15 protein-coding genes are annotated in these 17,328 nt (G+C 41.0%); 11 read left to right on the plus strand and 4 right to left on the minus strand.

The features are described from left to right. The 3 genes from CWB62_RS18670 to CWB62_RS17685 all read left to right on the plus strand — a co-directional run. On the plus strand, window positions 1-736 hold a 736-nt coding region (locus tag CWB62_RS18670; protein WP_171034636.1), incomplete at its 5' end, for a hypothetical protein. 9 nt (window positions 737-745) lie between these two features. Further along, complete coding sequence (locus CWB62_RS17680) at window positions 746-1,162, plus strand: hypothetical protein (RefSeq protein ID WP_138531023.1); 417 nt, start codon at window positions 746-748, stop codon at window positions 1,160-1,162. Window positions 1,163-1,173: 11 nt separating this feature from the next. Then, entirely contained in the window at window positions 1,174-1,398 is a 225-nt protein-coding gene (locus CWB62_RS17685) for a hypothetical protein (protein WP_138531025.1), read from the plus strand. Window positions 1,399-1,750: 352 nt separating this feature from the next. Here CWB62_RS17685 and CWB62_RS17695 read toward each other — a convergent pair whose 3' ends face one another. Further along, complete coding sequence (locus CWB62_RS17695) at window positions 1,751-3,787, minus strand: glycoside hydrolase family 97 protein (RefSeq protein ID WP_138531027.1); 2,037 nt, start codon at window positions 3,785-3,787, stop codon at window positions 1,751-1,753. Window positions 3,788-3,949: 162 nt separating this feature from the next. Between CWB62_RS17695 and CWB62_RS17700 the strand changes: the two genes are divergently transcribed. From CWB62_RS17700 to CWB62_RS17710, 3 genes are all read left to right on the plus strand, one after another. Further along, window positions 3,950-4,576, plus strand: a complete 627-nt coding sequence (locus CWB62_RS17700; protein WP_171034637.1) for a methylamine utilization protein — start codon at window positions 3,950-3,952, stop codon at window positions 4,574-4,576. After that, window positions 4,566-5,798, plus strand: coding sequence for a hypothetical protein (locus CWB62_RS17705; RefSeq protein ID WP_138531029.1), 1,233 nt, complete (start codon window positions 4,566-4,568; stop codon window positions 5,796-5,798). The genes CWB62_RS17700 and CWB62_RS17705 overlap by 11 nt, the downstream gene beginning before the upstream one ends. Before the next feature lie 69 nt (window positions 5,799-5,867). Further along, on the plus strand, window positions 5,868-7,469 hold the full coding sequence (locus CWB62_RS17710; protein ID WP_138531030.1) for a methyl-accepting chemotaxis protein: 1,602 nt from the start codon (window positions 5,868-5,870) through the stop codon (window positions 7,467-7,469). Window positions 7,470-7,520: 51 nt separating this feature from the next. Here CWB62_RS17710 and speE read toward each other — a convergent pair whose 3' ends face one another. After that, entirely contained in the window at window positions 7,521-8,384 is an 864-nt protein-coding gene (gene speE / locus CWB62_RS17715) for a polyamine aminopropyltransferase (RefSeq protein ID WP_138531031.1), read from the minus strand. Window positions 8,385-8,581: 197 nt separating this feature from the next. Here speE and speA point away from each other — a divergent pair, with 197 nt between their 5' ends. The 4 genes from speA to CWB62_RS17735 are packed head-to-tail and all read left to right on the plus strand — an operon-like array spanning window position 8,582 to window position 13,596. Then, window positions 8,582-10,462, plus strand: coding sequence for a biosynthetic arginine decarboxylase (gene speA / locus CWB62_RS17720; RefSeq protein WP_138531032.1), 1,881 nt, complete (start codon window positions 8,582-8,584; stop codon window positions 10,460-10,462). A gap of 57 nt (window positions 10,463-10,519) precedes the next feature. Then, a complete protein-coding gene (yihG, locus tag CWB62_RS17725) occupies window positions 10,520-11,404 on the plus strand; it encodes a 1-acylglycerol-3-phosphate O-acyltransferase, YihG family (protein WP_058403655.1) in 885 nt (294 codons plus the stop codon). An 18-nt stretch (window positions 11,405-11,422) separates the two neighbouring features. After that, window positions 11,423-12,343 carry a 1-acylglycerol-3-phosphate O-acyltransferase, YihG family gene (gene yihG / locus CWB62_RS17730; protein WP_138531033.1) on the plus strand — a complete coding sequence of 307 codons (921 nt, stop codon included), beginning with the start codon at window positions 11,423-11,425 and terminating at the stop codon, window positions 12,341-12,343. Further along, window positions 12,340-13,596 (plus strand): mechanosensitive ion channel family protein, encoded by a 1,257-nt coding sequence (locus CWB62_RS17735; protein WP_058551405.1) that lies wholly within the window; start codon window positions 12,340-12,342, stop codon window positions 13,594-13,596. The genes yihG (CWB62_RS17730) and CWB62_RS17735 overlap by 4 nt, the downstream gene beginning before the upstream one ends. On the opposite strand, the gene chrA is transcribed toward CWB62_RS17735, so the two are convergent. Then, window positions 13,559-14,713, minus strand: coding sequence for a chromate efflux transporter (chrA, locus tag CWB62_RS17740; protein WP_138531038.1), 1,155 nt, complete (start codon window positions 14,711-14,713; stop codon window positions 13,559-13,561). The genes CWB62_RS17735 and chrA overlap by 38 nt on opposite strands. A 178-nt stretch (window positions 14,714-14,891) precedes the next feature. Here chrA and CWB62_RS17745 point away from each other — a divergent pair, with 178 nt between their 5' ends. Next, window positions 14,892-15,524 (plus strand): YiaD family glycine zipper/OmpA-like lipoprotein, encoded by a 633-nt coding sequence (locus CWB62_RS17745; RefSeq protein WP_058403595.1) that lies wholly within the window; start codon window positions 14,892-14,894, stop codon window positions 15,522-15,524. On the opposite strand, the gene CWB62_RS17750 is transcribed toward CWB62_RS17745, so the two are convergent. Then, entirely contained in the window at window positions 15,521-17,299 is a 1,779-nt protein-coding gene (locus CWB62_RS17750; RefSeq protein WP_138531034.1) for an ABC transporter transmembrane domain-containing protein, read from the minus strand. The genes CWB62_RS17745 and CWB62_RS17750 overlap by 4 nt on opposite strands. Window positions 17,300-17,328 lie beyond the last annotated feature (29 nt).

Below are 17,328 nucleotides of genomic sequence, written 5' to 3' on the forward strand. Positions count from 1 at the left end.
TATGAATAACCCCTTAGCTGGGACAGATCCTACGGGCTACCTATTTTTCCTAATTCCAGCGATTGTTGAAATAGGTGGTGGTGCTCTCGCTTTATATGGAGCATGGGAAGGTGGACAAACAATTGGTAATGCCATAAATGATATATCTAGTGGCACACAATCCACTTCAGACGTTTTAGTCAGTGCTGGTAAAAGTTTAGCTGTAGATGCAGCAATGTCAGCAACGGGCGCTAAATTAGCTAAATTGGCTCCAAAATCATTAACTGATAAGGTAGATAACTTAGTTAATGGAAAAAGTAACGGTGCTGAAAACTCTCAGTCAGCTAGTAGTAATAAGCCTGAATCAACGACTGAGATTGGTGCAAATAGTAATACAGAAACTGTTTATCATGGCACTGATAGTGACTCTGCAAATAGCATTACAAATGAAGGATTGAGCGTAAGTAGAAATCAAAATGCAGATCATCTAGCTGATGAATCAGGCTTTTCCGTTACTTCAGATAAACAAGAAGCTATGGATATGGCCGAAGGAAAAACAGCTATGAGGAATGCAGATCAAAATAGAACAGATTTGAAACCTGCTGTTGTTTCTGCAAATAAGAGTGACTTACCAAATATGAAAACTTCTGCGAATGCAAAAGCTGGTGAGACATATGATAATGCCAATGAGTCGAAAATATCGAGGGATGATTTTGATAAAGTTGGCCCTGATGTGTTTAAAAAAGAAGACTTATAAAGGATAGTTATGAAATCAATACAACTTAATATTAAAGAAGGTGGTTTCGATAAACTACAAGGACTTACCTTTGAACCAGAAGTTGTCTTTTTAAACTTACGGGAAATATTTCCTGAAGTTGATAAGGTTCAAGTAGATGAATTCAGCTCGCGTATAGCGTGGGCTGAAAGTGAGTTGGAAAATAAAGAATCAAAGCAAAGCGAAAAATTTCTAAGAACAATTATTAATGATTATAAGGCTAATTTACCAGCTATATCCTTTAAAATTAAGAGTGGTAAACAAACTGATATCGATGGAATAGTGTTTAAATATGGCATTCGTTTTTTTGGTAATAAAGAGTACCGTGAAGGAAATATTCCTGAAGGTTATATTGAGAAATTAGAAAACTTTCTTAGTAAGTTTTCTCTAAAATTAACCAAGTCATAAAGGGAATAACCATGCTTAAAAAACTACTCCTCACCTGTGTTTTGTTATCAAGCACACAAGCGCTAGCGGCAGTCAAATGCCCAGAAGCGAAAATACAGATGTTGAGACCAACGGCTGAAAAAGTGTTTATTCAGTTAGAAGGTCAAAGCTGGCATGTGTTGGCATTGCAAGGTGATAACGATTACGATAAAAAGTTATCACGCGCCATGTCAGCACAACGCAACGGTCAAAAGTGATTAGGGTCAAATCTTGACTTCAGACATCAAAGGTCTAGATTTATAGTTTACAGCTAATTGCTTATGGGGTCACTTATGGGGTCAGGTCTTGTTTTTTGCTTTTTAGCCGACTAGTGCTTAATCTTTAGTTATTAATTTACTAACATAGATAGGTAAAAAGGTGGCTAGGCCGTTAATATTAGAGTTCGAAGGTGCTTTGTATCATGTTACGTCGCGAGGGAATGAGCGAAGAAAGTGGCTTAAGTGCACAAATTTATCTGCCTATAAAAATACAAAACTCTGCACAGTAACCTGTGCAGAGTTTGCTATTTGTAACACTTAAATATCTGTAACACTGATATAACCGTGAAGCCTAAAGTGCTTTAAAGCGGATGGCAGTGCCGCCGCTGGTGGCAAGTGTTAGTGTTAGCTTGTCGTTTGCGGTCACCATGCGGTTTTCGATGTTTAAATCGTACGGGTTGTTTTTCCATTCTGCGTTTTTACCGTCTTGGTATATATGCGCTTCAAACTTTTTACCTTTTTCTAAAAAGTCGAGTTTTACCTCAATGGTGCGGGCTTTTTCGTCAGTCACTGCACCTAAGTACCAATCGTTTCCTGAATATTTATCGCGTTTTCGTTCTTTACGAGCGAATACAATAAAGTCGCCCACCTCGCCATCTAGCGCAATACTCTGCTGCCAATCGGTTGGTACATCTTGAATAAATTGAAATGCATCAGGTTTAGCTAAGTAGTTTTTAGGTAGGTCGGCAGCCATTTGAATCGGGCTATACAGCACAACATAAAGTGCAAGTTGCTTGGCAAGCGTTGTTTGTGGGCGGTTTGTATCATCGCCTAAGCCATTAAAGCCCATATCAAATATACCGGGAGTAAAGTCCATTGGCCCTGCCAGCATACGGGTAAACGCAAGCATAGGGATATGCTCTGGCGGGTTAGGCGGTGTGCCCCATGCATTAAACTCTTGCCCACGTGCGCCTTCGCGCGCAATCCAGTTGGGGTAGGTACGGCGCAGGCCAGTGTCTTTTATAGGTTCGTGAGTGTTAATACTAATTTTATGTTTAGCAGCGAGCTTTACGTTATAAAGGTATTCGTAAACCATAAATTGGCCGTCGTGCCACTCATGGCGGGCAATATCGTTTTCATCTATGCGTTTTATGTTACCGCCATCGGCCACATAGCCCGTTTTAACTTGGCTTACGTTTGACTTTTCGTAAAGGGCAAAGGCATCTTCCATTTGATTGCGATAGTTAGTTACATTGCCCGAGGTTTCGTGGTGGCCAATTAACTGCACCCCTTTTTGTTTACCGTAGCGGGTAAGCTCCTCAATATCAAAGTCGTCGTAGGGTTGTGTAAAACTAAACACATCGCCATTAAAAAACCAGTCGCCATCCCAGCCTATGTTCCACCCTTCTACTAATACGCCGTCAAAGCCATATTCTGCGGCAAAGTCCATGTAGTATTTGGTTGTTTGAGTTGTAGCACCGTGTTTTTCACCACTGCCCCATGTTTGCGTATTTATGTGCATACCCCACCAAATACCGACGTATTTACCGGGTTTTACCCACGATACATCGCCCAATTTATTTGGCTCATTAAGGTTTAAAATAATATCGGAGTTAATCAGGTCGACCGCTTTACTGCCTATTTGAATAGTACGCCACGGTGTATTAAATGCGCCTTGCTTTTTTACTGCAATGCCGTCAGACCACGGTGTTAAATCAGCTTGAAAAACACCTGGTCGACGCTGGTTAAGGGTCATACCTGCATAATCGACAAGGGCTGCTTCGTGAATGCTAACGTGTACGCCCTCTTTGTTTTTAAATGTAAAAGGGGTGTGTACTAAGGGCGCGTCGTTAACAGGGGTGGTGTTATAAACATATTCGTAACGGTTCCAGCCTCGGGCTGGGATCCACCACGCTGTTGCACTTTGGCTGTCGGTAATGGCAAATTCGGTAAGTTCTTTTGTGATTTCTATATTTTCAAAACCGGGTTGCTTGGGTACTTCGTATCTAAAGCCCACGCCGTTGTTAAAGGCTCTAAATTTAACGGTAAATACGCCGCCTTGTGGTTTTTTAAATGTAACAGCAACTTCGTTATGGTTGTCGGTAACGATTTGTCGTTCGCCCCAAGGTTGTTGCCACTGGGTGTTTTGTGTGTTTTTTTGTGTATGGGTTATTTTAAAACCTTCGCTAAAAGGGGCTTGTTGTTTAAATTTAAACCCCAGTGCGGAGTGATTAATTACCGGTTTGTTTTTAAAGTCGATTGAATAGCTGGGGGTCGTTAATTCGTCAGAAATAGTTATTTTAATATTGCCGTTGGGCGATTGTAATGTGGCTGTTTGTGCAAAACAGCTGCCCGAAAAAGCGAAAAGCAGAAGTGCTGATGTTCTCATTTAAGAGATCCTTACTGTGTCAGTGTGACTTATCAGAATAAAGGCTGTTGTTAGCAAATACGAATGTCTACATACGTATTCATTATCAAATAAAATAGAAAGAAATAAGTCACCTAATAGGTCTATACTGTAAATAATTTGAAAAATAAGAATAGTAAGATGATGTTCAAATATTTAACGTTAATGACTGCCATGCTGTTAACGTGGCAGGTACAAGCAGTTTCTATCACGATTAACAATAATAAAAATGAGCCTATGGCTAACGCCGTGGTGTGGCTGACTTCTGATGTGCTTTCTAGTCAACCCAGCCAAGCAGATACACTTTATTCTATGGTGCAAAAGGATAGGGAGTTTACGCCGCGCATTTTAGTTGTACCACAAAATGCAAAAGTGGAATTTCCGAACGCCGATTCAATTTTGCATCATGTGTATTCGTTTTCTGAGGCAAAAACGTTCGAATTAAAGTTATATAAGGAACAATCCAAGGCGCCATTAGTGTTTGATCAAACAGGTGTTGTTGAGTTGGGCTGTAACATTCATGACTGGATGCTTGGTTATATTGTGGTTGTTGATAGCCCTATTTTTGCTATTACCGATAACAGCGGACATGTAAATTTAAGCGCAGAGCCAGGCGAGTACACCCTTAATGTGTGGCATTCAGGGTTTGGCGATATAAGCCATGTTGAGTCTAAAAAAGTCACCATAGGGCAAGCTTCATTTATTTATAAAGTGAAACAAGCCATAACCGAGCAGTTTGATTTTGCTACGGATGAATTTGATGATTATTAACCACATGCTTAAATATGCGGTTGTAAGTGGTGTGTTTTTATTTAGTGCATCAATTAGTGCACAGGTTAAGGGGCTGCTACAAGTACGTGCAGTTCAAGGCGACACGCTAAAAAGCTTTCAAGACGGAGGCACTGGCTTATACCGGCACGATACTAAAAGCGATAGCGTGTTGTTATCGCAAGGTATTATTGATGTGCGCGCCGATTTAGCAACAAGTTGGTCTGCTCATGGTGTGTTAAACGTTAATCAGGACCCTGATGTAGGATTAGGTTTAACACAAGCCTATTTTACATATAAACCATTAATCAGTAGCGCTTATAAGTGGCATGTGCGAGTGGGTGGTTTTTATCCGCTAATGTCGCTAGAGAACCCAGATATTGGCTGGACATCTCCTTACAACTATACCAATTCAGCAATTAATAGTTGGATTGGTGAAGAGCTTAGAACCGTTGGCGCAGAGGTAACAATAAAACGCCCAGCTAAACGTTTTAACAGCCCGCATAGTTTTAGTTTAGTGGGGGCAACATTTAAAGGTAACGACCCTACAGGCACGCTGCTGTCTTGGCGCGGTTTTGCCATGCACGATAGGCAAACTACATTTAACGAAGGTATTAGGTTTGCACCCGTTGCGGCACTTGATGACTTTTCACTGCGTTGGCAGGCAAACCAGGTTTTACCGTTTGAAGAAGTTGATGGGCGCTTTGGCTATTACCTAGGTGCACACTGGGATTTTTTAAAACAGTCACAATTTAGGATTTATTATTACGACAATAACGGTGATCCGACTAAACTAAACATTAGTTCTGGGCAATATGCATGGCATACACGCTTCACCAGCGCTGCTTGGTTATATAAATTTAATAATAAAACGCGTTTTATAACGCAGGTATTAACGGGTAAAACCGAAATGGGGCATAACAAATTAATAGATAACGCCTTTTATAGTCATTATTTAATGTTAAGCCATAAAGAAGGTAAACATAGAGTATCGGTACGGTACGACTACTTTAAGGTAACCGATAACGACACGACGGTATTTGACCCAAATGCAAGCGATGGCAAAGGGTTAACAGCTTCATGGCGTTACGCGTTTAGCAAACATGGTCAACTAGGTATTGAAGGCTCAGCACTAAAAAGCTTTATAGACAATAGAGCTGCAATGGGGTTACAGCAGCGAGTTTCGCAGCAGCAAGTAATGATTAACACGCAATGGAAGTTTTAGGTTTTATCAACCTACTGCAATTTTAGGTTTAATTTGTAATAGGCGTTTAGTGCCTTGTAGGATGATAAAATGAATTTGCATAGTATTCGCGTTAAAGTGTCGTTTCCTATTGTTGTATTAGGACTTGCCATACTCTCGTTAATTGTGGGGTATACCTACTTAATAACTTTACAAAAAAATGCACTTGATGTGCAGTCTGAAAAGTTTATTAAGGCGCTGTCTCTTGCTTTAAACGCAGACCGCGACCTATACCAAGCTAAAGTTGCCGAATTAAATTTAGTAACCCATTCAAAAAATACAGAAAAGTACCAGGCAGAGCACGAAGAAAATGCAATGCAAGTTACTGATAAACTTAATCAGTATTTATCTTTAATGAAAGATTACCCCAGTATAGTTAAAGAGCTAAATGGCTTTGAAAACGATTTTAATACGTGGCTAGCAGCGTCAAAAAGCTACATAGCCGATAAGAAAAACCAAGCCAAACAAGCGAATTCAGAGCAAGCATTTGCCACTTTAAGGATTAAGCTTGATAAAGCCGGCGAGCTAGCTGAAAAAACCTCTGAGCAAGAAATCATCACGCTTTCATCTAATATTATTTCAACCAAAATTATGATGTTAGTCATCGTTGTTATTATTTTAATTGCAGCGAGTTGGTTTAGTTACAGTGTGCCTAAACAACTCACTCGCCAAATCAATTATGTAACTAAGCGCATTAGTGATATTGCCTCCGGGGATGGCGACTTAACTGGGCGCATACAAGTTACGTCTAAAGATGAGTTTTCTGACTTAGCCACCGAATTTAATACTTTTTTAGATAACTTACAGCAATTGATACGCGATATATTAGAGCAATCTAAAGAGTTAAATGGCTTAGGTGTTGAGCTAAGTAAAGTGGCCACACAAAATAACAATGTAAACCAAGCCTTGGGGCAAGCGTCAGAGTCTATTGTAAGCGCAGTACATGAAATGAGCACTGCCAGCAAGGAGGTGGCAGGTGTTGCGCAGCAGTCATCAAGCGAAGCCGATAACTCGTTAAAACTGGCTCAACAAGGACTTAGTGCAGTGGCTAACTCTAGTTCGCGTATAACTTCCCTTTCTAACAATATGGAGCAAGCAATGGCTCGCTCTACAGAGCTACAGCAAAGCTCTGACAATATCGCTAAAGTTTTAGAGGTCATTCGCGCCATAGCAGAGCAAACAAACTTATTAGCACTTAATGCGGCAATAGAGGCGGCACGCGCTGGTGAATACGGGCGAGGCTTTGCGGTTGTGGCTGACGAAGTAAGAACGCTTGCTACGCGCACACAAGATAGTACCAACGATATTCAACAAATGATTGAGCTGTTTGCATCGAGTGTATCGCAGTCAATTAAAGCCATCGATGAAAGTAAGCAATTTGCAGATGATGCTGTGGAGTCGTTTTCACAAACTAACGATATACTCAATGCTATGCAAAGCTCATCGACTAAAGTAAACGATATGGCGATGCAAACTGCGCAAGCTACGGAAGAGCAAACAACGGTTTCTGATGAAATAAGCCATAACTTATCGTCACTTAACGATCAAACCTTAGAAGGTGGGTCGCTGGCGCGCACAACGCAAGATGTATCAAATAAAATGGAGCAGCTAACAGATGAGCTTAATCGATTAGTTAACCGGTTTAAGGTTTAATATAACAAAAAGGGAGCCTGTAGAGCTCCCTTTTTGGCGTATTAACATTTATTATTTTTTATCAAACGCGCGTTTCATAAAGTTAGGTGTTGCTAATGCACCATGGTGAATACCGCTGTTGTAGTATTCACTTTGCTCGGCTATTTGTGCTGCGCCATCTTCTCTGAAGCCGTTAAAGGTTTCAGACTTACGAGCAAGAGTTACCGACCATAAACCGCTTGGGTAAATTGGTTGTGGGAATGGTAATGTTTGTAAATCGTTAAAGCCAACACTTAGCATCGCTTCACGCATTTCAACCAGTAGTGGCATATGCATAAGTGGCGATTCACTTTGCTGTACTAAAATACCACCAGGGCGAAGTGCATTTAAGCAGCTTGTGTAAAATGCATGGTTAAATAGACCTTCGCCAGGTCCTACCGGGTCTGTGCCGTCAACAATAACCACGTCGATAGACTCACTAGCTGCTTCGCGCATGTACTTAATACCATCGTCAAACATAACTGTAGCGCGTGCATCGTTATTAGATTCGCAAAGCTCTGGGAAGTATTTTAACGACATTTGTGTGACTACTTCGTCTATGTCAATTTGCGTTACGCTTTCTAAGCCAGGGTGTTTTAATACTTCACGTAACGTGCCGCAGTCGCCGCCGCCAATAATAACCACATTTTTAGGATTTGGGTGTGCCAAAAGTGCAGGATGGCTGATCATTTCATGATAAAAAAAGTTTTCGCGGGTTGATACCATGGTACAACCGTCGATGATCATTAAATTACCAAAGTCTGTGGTTTCGAACATTTCTACTTTTTGAAAAGGAGACTGTTTTTCATCTAACTTTTTGTTAATACGTAATGAAAATGCGCTGCCGTCACGATCGCTAATTTCAGTAAACCACTTACTTTGATCTAAGTTTGCCATAGTTGCTGATACACTTTTTAGGTTGAGGTAAAAAAAGGGCAATTCTGCCAGTGCTTGGCAGTTTGCTCAATGACATTTTAACTGATTTAGCGAATAAAGTTAGTTAGGAGTGAGTGAAAGTTCAATTTTTGTTAGCCTAGGAGATAGCGACGTATTAAAATGCGCCTTTATACCTAATTGACGAAAGAAGAGTTGCCATGACCTGGGGTTTAGAAACAGCACGTGCCACTTATAATGTTGCTCATTGGAGTGATGGCTATTTTGATATTAATGCACAAGGCGAATTGGTTGCCTACCCCGACGGCGATCAAAGCAAAGCTGCAATCTCTTTAACCGATTTAACTGAGCAGTTTAAACAGCAAGGGTTAACACTGCCTGTTTTAGTGCGCTTTACCGACATTTTAAAAAACCGTGTCGATACGCTTACTAATGCCTTTACTAAAGCGCGCAGCAGTCGTGAGTACAATGGTAAATACACCTGTGTTTATCCTATCAAAGTAAATCAGCAGCGCTCTGTTGTTAGTAAATTATTGGCGCATCCAAGCGGGTTAGTTGGCCTTGAAGCGGGCTCAAAACCAGAGTTAATGGCTATTTTAGGTATGGCAAAAGAGCCAATCACTATTGTATGTAATGGCTATAAAGACAGTGAGTTTTTACGTTTAGCGTGCATTGGCCAAGCTATGGGGCACAGCGTAAAAATAGTAGTAGAAAAGCTATCTGAGCTAACTACTTTACTTGAAGAAATCGATAATTTGGGTATTGAACCTGCAATAGGTATTCGAATTCGTTTAAATTCGGTGGGTAAAGGTAAGTGGCAAAATACCGGTGGCGAAAAAGGTAAGTTTGGTTTAACTGCAGGGCAAGTATTAAGTGCGGTAGAAGTGCTTAAAAAACACAATAAATTACACTTGATGCAAATGGTGCATTTTCATATTGGCTCTCAAATTGCCAATATACGTGATATACACCGCGCACTTCGTGAATGTGCGCGTCACTTTGCAGAATTAACACAGTTAGGTGTGCCGCTCAATACCGTAGATGTTGGGGGCGGTTTAGGCGTAGATTATGAAGGGTCGGGCTCTCGTAGTGCGTGCTCAATGAACTACACAGTGGAAGAGTATGCTCGTAACGTAGTCAACGCGTTTGCTGAGGTGTGCGACCAACACGATTTAACCCATCCGGCTATTATTACAGAATCAGGCCGTGCTTTAACCGCGCATCATGCGGTACTCATCACCGATGTGATTGACGTTGAAAAAGCACCCAATCATTTAAATCCAGAACCACCGCTTGAAAACAGCGTGTTAGTGCTTGATGAAATGTGGCAATGCTTACAGCGTTTAAATCCGCGCATGGCGCTAGAAATTTACCACGATGCGATGCACTTATTTAGCGAAGCTCACGATCAGTACGTACATGGTTTAGTAAGCATGTTAGAGTGGGCGAAAATAGAGCAGCTTTATTTTACTATTTTACACCGCGTGCGTGCATCGCTTAGTAATAACGCCCGCGCACACCGAGAAGTACTTGACGATTTAAATGAAAAATTAGCCGATAAACTGTTTGTTAATTTTTCACTGTTTCAATCGTTACCTGATGTGTGGGGCATACAGCAGTTGTTTCCGGTTATGCCAATCGAAAACTTAACGCAACCGCTTACTCAGCGCGCCATTATCCAAGATATTACTTGTGACTCGGATGGGCAAATACGCGAATACGTTGAAGGTGCAGGTATTGAAACCAGCTTACCAATCCCTGAATATAAGCATGGCGAACAATACCACCTTGCTATGTTTATGGTTGGCGCGTATCAAGAAATTTTAGGTGACCTACATAACCTCTTTGGTGATACCGATTCAGTGCATGTTGAGCTAAACGACGACGGCTATGTATTAACCAATGCCATAAAAGGTGATAGCGTTAAGGATGTATTAAAGTTTGTTGATTACGATAGTGCTATTTTAGCTGAAAATTTTGCTTATCAAATTAATAAACTAGACGCCTCAGAGCAGTGTAAAGCGGGTTATTTAGCCGAGCTCAATGCGGGCCTTGAAGGCTACACCTATTTTGAAGATTAATTTTTAAGTATAAAAGCGCAGTGTTTAATGCTGCGCACCGTTAAAGGAATAGAAGTAATGTCAGTTATTCGTAGTGTTTTTAGTCTTATTTTTTATGCATTAAACACACTTTTTTGGTTTATACCTATTTTTATTTGTGGCTTATTAAAGCTTATTCCTATCAAACCATTACAAAAGTTATTGAGTTGGGTTGCTAAACAGTGCGCCACTATTTGGGTGTCGTTCAACACTTTAAACCAGTTGTTACTTACACCAACAAAACTTAACGTAACGGGCTTAGACTCTCTTAAACTAAAAGATTGGTACTTGGTGATTGCCAATCATCAAAGCTGGGTAGACATTTTAGTATTACAGCGTGTATTTAATCGTAAAATTCCGTTTTTAAATTTCTTTTTAAAGAAAGAGCTCATTTATGTGCCTGTGTTGGGATTATGTTGGTGGGCACTCGACTTTCCATTTATGACGCGCACCAGTAAAAGCCAGCTTAAAAAGAACCCTAAACTACGTGGTAAAGACTTAGAAACAACACGTAAAGCATGCGAAAAATTTAAAGAAATGCCTGTAACGGTAGTTAACTTTGTTGAAGGTACGCGCTTTACGCAAAGTAAACATGCAAAACAGCAAAGTCCGTTTCCGCATTTATTAAAACCAAAAGCCGGTGGTATTGCCTTTGTTATGCAAGCAATGGGTGAGCAAATTTCTCAAGTTGTGAACGTTACATTGCATTACCCTGACGGTATTCCTACGTTTATGGATTTTGCTGGCGGAAAAGTAAAAAATATTAATATACACGTGAATGTTATGCCGGTAAGTGACGAGCTAATTGGTGATTACACGGGCGATTCTGAATTTAGAGTTCGTTTTCAAGGCGAGTTAAACCGTTTATGGGAAGAAAAAGAACAAACATTGCAATCACTTGACGCCCCAACAAGTACAAAATAACACGGTGAGCTTACAGTTATGCTAAAAAAATGGTTACCAAATTGGCTAAATGGCCTAATTGTAGGCTGCGTATTATTTACTAACCTTATAATTTTTGGCGTATTGGTATTAGTTTTAGGATTAGTGAAGTTATTACTCCCTATTCATGCTGTTAATCGTTTATTACATAGCGCTTATCGGGGGTGGTGTAACGGTAATCGATTGGGTTTATGGCTAGGCTGCCCAGATATTAAAATTGATGTAAAAGGTGATTTAAACTCAAAAAGTTGGTACTTACTAATTTGTAATCATATGAGTTGGTTAGATATTACGGTACTTAGTTCGATGCATGCGTTACCCGCCCCTAAGTTTTTTTTAAAAGACGATTTAAAGTATGTGCCATTTATTGGCACTGGCGCATGGGCGATGGGAATGCCATTTATGAAGCGTGTAAGCAAAGCGCAAATAGCTAAAAACCCAAAGTTGAAAGGGTTAGACATAGAGCGGACCAAAAACAGCTGTCGTAACTTTCGTAACCACCCAACAACTATTATCAACTTTGTTGAAGGAACGCGTTATACCCCCGCTAAACATGCACAACAGCAAAGCCCGTTTAAGCACTTACTAAAGCCAAAGGCTGGCGGAATTGCCTTTGCACTGGAAGTACTCGGAACCCAGTTTGATGCTATGTTAAATACCAGTTTGGTCTATAGCGGTAAGTCAGATCATGTGTGCCGCAACTTATTAAAAGGTGAGCTAGACTCTATTCACGTATCAATTGATGTAATGGCTATTACCGACACTATGTTAGGTAGTTATCAAACAGATGAAGCGTTCAAAGCTAACTTTCAACAATATGTGAACGACTTATGGGTTGCAAAAGATAAGCAATTGGCAGGTATTTATGCCCAGCAGGCAATGCCAGATGCACAAATTAGTAAGGAAGCCAAAACACTATGACCAACACCCATATACAAGAGCTAATTGCTCCTTGGTTTGAAAATGTCCCCGACGCTGCTTTTTTTAGTGCACTAACGGCTACCGCCATTGGCATTTGCTCGTTACTTGTTGTGTATTTATTTACTCGCAGGCTTATGCTGCCAGGTATTCAAAAGGTGGTTACTAAGTTATCGCCTGAGCGTATTGGCGCGCTTTCCCCAATGTTAACTAAGCTTAATAAGCGTATTGCTGGGCTCCTGTGTTGTGTATTGTTTTTAGCCACCTTTGACAGTTTTTATCCGGTTGGTGAGTTAGCGGCTGAAATACTTAAAACCATAGGCCAAGCCTTATTAATTATTTACACTGGTTTTATTATCAGCAGTATTGTTAGTATCGCTGCTGCTATTTATAACCAATTAGACTTTGCCCGAGAAGTTCCCATTCAAGGCCTTGTTCAAGTTGTAAAACTAATTACCTTTATTGTGTGTGGCATTTTAATTGTTAGTATTGTGCTTGAAAAATCACCGACATATATTCTTTCGGGTTTTGGTGCTATTGCCGCCGTCACTTTATTAGTATTTAAAGATACGATTTTAGGGTTTGTTGCCAGTATACAAATTGCGGCTAACCGATTAGTTACTTATGGTGATTGGATCCAAGTTGATAATTACGGCGCCGATGGTGAGGTAATAGACTTAGGCTTAAATACGGTAAAAGTACGTAACTGGGATAACACCATTACGACGATTCCTACGTACATGCTGGTGGCAGGCTCGTTTAAAAACTGGCGAGGTATGCAAGAGTCGGGTGGGAGGCGGATTAAGCGCTCACTCAATATTGATATGAACAGTATTTGCCTAGTAAACGACGAGTTTAGAGCGCAAATTGATGCGGCTATTCCGCTACATGAGTATATTCGAGTGTCGGCATTACCAGAGCCTGTGTCTAATTTAGGGTTGTTTCGTCGTTATGCTGAAGGGTATTTAAAGCAGCATAGTAAAATAAACTCTTCGCTTACTTTAATGGTGCGGGAGCTTCAACCGTTAAACCACGGTTTACCTATTGAGTTTTACTGTTTCAGTGAAGATAAGCGCTGGATCTCTTACGAACATTTGCAAGCCGAAATAATGGATCACTTACTTGCCGTGCTGCCTATTTTTGGATTACGTGCTTATCAAAGTGTGAGTGGGCAGTTAAGCCCACCAACCAATGCGGGGCAAACTGAAAAGCCCAGTATTAAAGTGCCCAATAATGCTGTGCAAGACCCACGCTAATAAAGACTATTAATAGCCACCAAATAGGTGGCTTTTTAAATCGTAGCCATGCAAAAGCCACAACAACTAACCCAACATGTAACCAGCTGTGCACTGCCGATGTCCAAATAGGTGAATATAAAGCTGCGGCCAAAAAGCCCACAACGGCAGCATTAAGTGCGGCAATTGAACTAGCAAAACGCGGTTTATTAGCCAAGTTAAGCCAGCTTTTTTGAAATGCTAACATTAATAAAAAGCCGGGTGAAAAAATTAATAACGTAGCAACCAGTGCGCCAAATAAAGGCTGCGCAGTATTAAGTTGTGCACCTAAATAAGTAGCAATAGTAAACATAGGGCCAGGGATTGCTTGAGCGCTGGCATAAGCACTTAAAAATTGGTCATCACTCAGCGCGGGTACACCAGCTTGCAATACAGGTAATACAACGTGCCCACCACCAAACACCATAGCGCCTGCTTGGTAAAAAGGAGCAAATAACGCAAATTCTTTTCCAAGCGGGGCAAAGCTAATAGCCAGTAACAATGCAAATAAGCTCAGAGCAACCCAGTTAATATTACTTTTTGTGTCGGTATTCGTATTTTGATTTGCCTCGCCTAATTTTAATAAAGGCCATATAGCACCAATAGTTGCAGCAATAACTAAAACTGCAATTTGCGTGCTTAACACCGGGAGTAGTACAAGCGCTAAGGTGCTAAATAGTGCAAGTAACTTAAGCACCGCACTTGTGCAAAAGCTTTTAGCCATAGACAGTGTGGCATCAGCTACGATGACCACGGCAAATAGTTTCAAACCCGCAATAATGGCATAATAAACGGCATCAAATTGGTGTGCACTAATGGCCAGTATCACCATAATTAAAAAAGATGGCAGCGTAAAACCAACAAACGCGGTAATACCGCCTAATATCCCTGCGCGTTCAACGCCAATAGCAAAGCTTACTTGGCTCGAACCAGGCCCCGGCAACGCTTGGCTTAAACTAATTAATTGCGCGTAGCGTGTGTTGGTGATCCAATTTAATGCATCTACAAAGTGGCGCTTAAAATAGCCTAAGTGTGCCGCTGGGCCACCAAAGCTCATGCAGCCAAGTAAAAAAAATTGTCTAAAAATAGCAATCAGCATTGCGCTTTTATCCTTTTTTGAATTCATTAAATTGTCACAAAGGAATATGACATATTTATTAAAACTCAATTTTGTAGGGTTAATAACAAAATTATAAGGTGATTGTTACGTACTTCATAGTTTGTTCATACAGGTAATTACATACTGTTGCTAATTTCTAAATGAATAGGACATCATCATGACATTAACAAAATCACTTTTAAGCGTTACAGTGGTAGCCGTATTACTTTCAGGTTGTGAAATGAATAATACCGGCAAAGGCGCAGCAATTGGTGCAGCTGCTGGTGGCGTGTTAGGTAAAGCAACGGGTAACCACAAAGACAAGCGTATATTTATTGGTGCTGCTATTGGCGCATTAGCAGGTGCAGCTGTGGGTGATTACATGGATAAGCAAGAAGAAGCGTTTCGTGATGAATTAGCAGGATCGGGCGTTGAAGTAGTACGTGAAGGCGATAACTTGCGTTTGGTTATGCCCTCTAACATTACGTTTGCAACCGACCAATCATATATTTCAACAGGGTTTAACGATACCCTAAACGCCATTGCTAAAGTTATGAACAAGTATGAGAAAACCTACCTAAGCGTAGAAGGGCATACAGATAGCACAGGGCAAGATAGCTACAACATGAACTTATCGCGCGAACGTGCTCAAAGTGTAAAAGCTTACTTAGCCAACCAAGATATTATGGCAGCGCGCATTAGCACTAGCGGCTTTGGTGAAACACGCCCAATTGCCACTAACGACACTGCAAACGGGCGAGCTCAAAACCGTCGTGTAGAAATTCAAATAGTGCCAAATACAGAAGGTTAATCCTTATTAAACTGTAATTCACACAGCTTTTGATACAGCGGGTTGCTTGCCACTAACTCTTGGTGAGTACCCGTTGCAATAATTTCTCCATTTTCCATCACTACAATCATATCTGCGTGGATAACTGTTGCTAGCCTATGTGCAATAATAAGCGTGGTTCTATTTTGCATTAAGTGCTCAAGCGCGGCTTGTACATGGTGCTCACTTTGCGCATCGAGTGCGCTGGTTGCTTCATCAAGAAGGAGTATTTCAGGGTCTTTTAAAATAGCCCTAGCAAGTACAATACGTTGCTTTTGACCACCCGATAACCTAACGCCTTGCTCGCCTAAAAAGCTGTTGTAACCTTGTGGTAATTGTTTAATAAATTCATCGGCATGAGCATGTTTTGCAGCAGCGTATACTTGTTCATCAGTGGCGTTTGGGTTGCCGTAACGAATGTTATGCATTACATCTGAGCTAAATAAAATAGGGTTTTGTGCCACCATGCCCATTTTGTCACGCAGGGTGTTTAAAGAGAGCGACTTAATATCAATATCGTGAAATTTTATTGCGCCACTAGCTGGGTCGTAAAAACGCTGTAGTAGCTCAAATAAGGTTGTTTTACCTGCGCCAGATGGGCCAACAATAGCCACTGTTTGACCTTGCGAAATGCTTAAGCTTATTTTGTTAAGTGCACTGACATCCGGGCGAGACGGATAATTAAAGCTGATATTTTCAAGCGAGATTGCAGGTAAACTTGCGTTATTTTGTAGCTGAGCGTCTTGCGGGTTTTCAGGGTTTTCAATTTCACTTTTAACCGCAAGTAATTCAAGTAAGCGGGCGGCTGCACCTGCCGCTCTTTGCAATTCGCCGTACACTTCTGCAACCGTAGCCACCGACATTGCCACCATAATAGCGTAAAACACGAATGCACCCAGTTCACCCCCGGTCATAGTGCCTGCCAGTACATCACTGCCGCCAACCCACAGCATTGCGCTGATGGCACTAAAGGTTAAAAATATTACAGCAGCAATTAAAAACGAGCGCTGTTTAATGCGGCTTTTGGCAACGTTAAAGGCTTTTTCGGTTTCAAGTGCAAAAGCATGTTGCTCTTGCGTTTCGTGGCTATAACTTTGTACCACTTTAATATTTTGAATGATCTCGCCGGCATAGGTGCTTATATCGGCAATGGCGTCTTGGCTAGAGCTTGCAAGCCTACGCACCTTTTTGCCAAATACCATCATCGGCACTAATACTAGTGGCACACACGCAACCACAACTAGCGTGAGTTTTAGGTTAGTTATTAATAACATGACCAAACCGCCAACCAGCATTAATGCACTGCGCAGCGCCATTGAAAACGAGGAGCCAATAATAGATTGCAGTAAAGTGGTGTCGGTTGTTAAACGCGACATAAGCTCGCCACTGCGGTTTTCTTCGAAGTAGCTTGGATGCAATGTCACAATACGGTTAAACACGGCCTTACGAATATCGTTACTCACTCGCTCGCCAATCCACGACATTAGATAAAATCGGCTAAAGGTGCCTACAGCCAATAAGCTAATTAAACCAATAAGTACCAATACAGCTTGTTTAAGTTGCGCTTGAGATCCCGCAATAAAGCCATGATCTATGACAAATTTAACCCCTTGGCCTAACGATAAATTAACACCAGCCGTTACTAATAAAGCGCCAAGGGCTGCTACGACCATCCATTTATAGGGTTTAATAAATGCAAAAATAGGCAATAAACTGCTAAATGCAGCTTTTTCGGTTGCGGGGGTACTGTTTGGCATAGTGGATTCTTTTTATAAGTTGAGGTATA

Source organism: Pseudoalteromonas sp. S408 (genome assembly GCF_005886645.1).
In the GTDB taxonomy this organism is placed as follows: Bacteria; Pseudomonadota; Gammaproteobacteria; order Enterobacterales; family Alteromonadaceae; genus Pseudoalteromonas.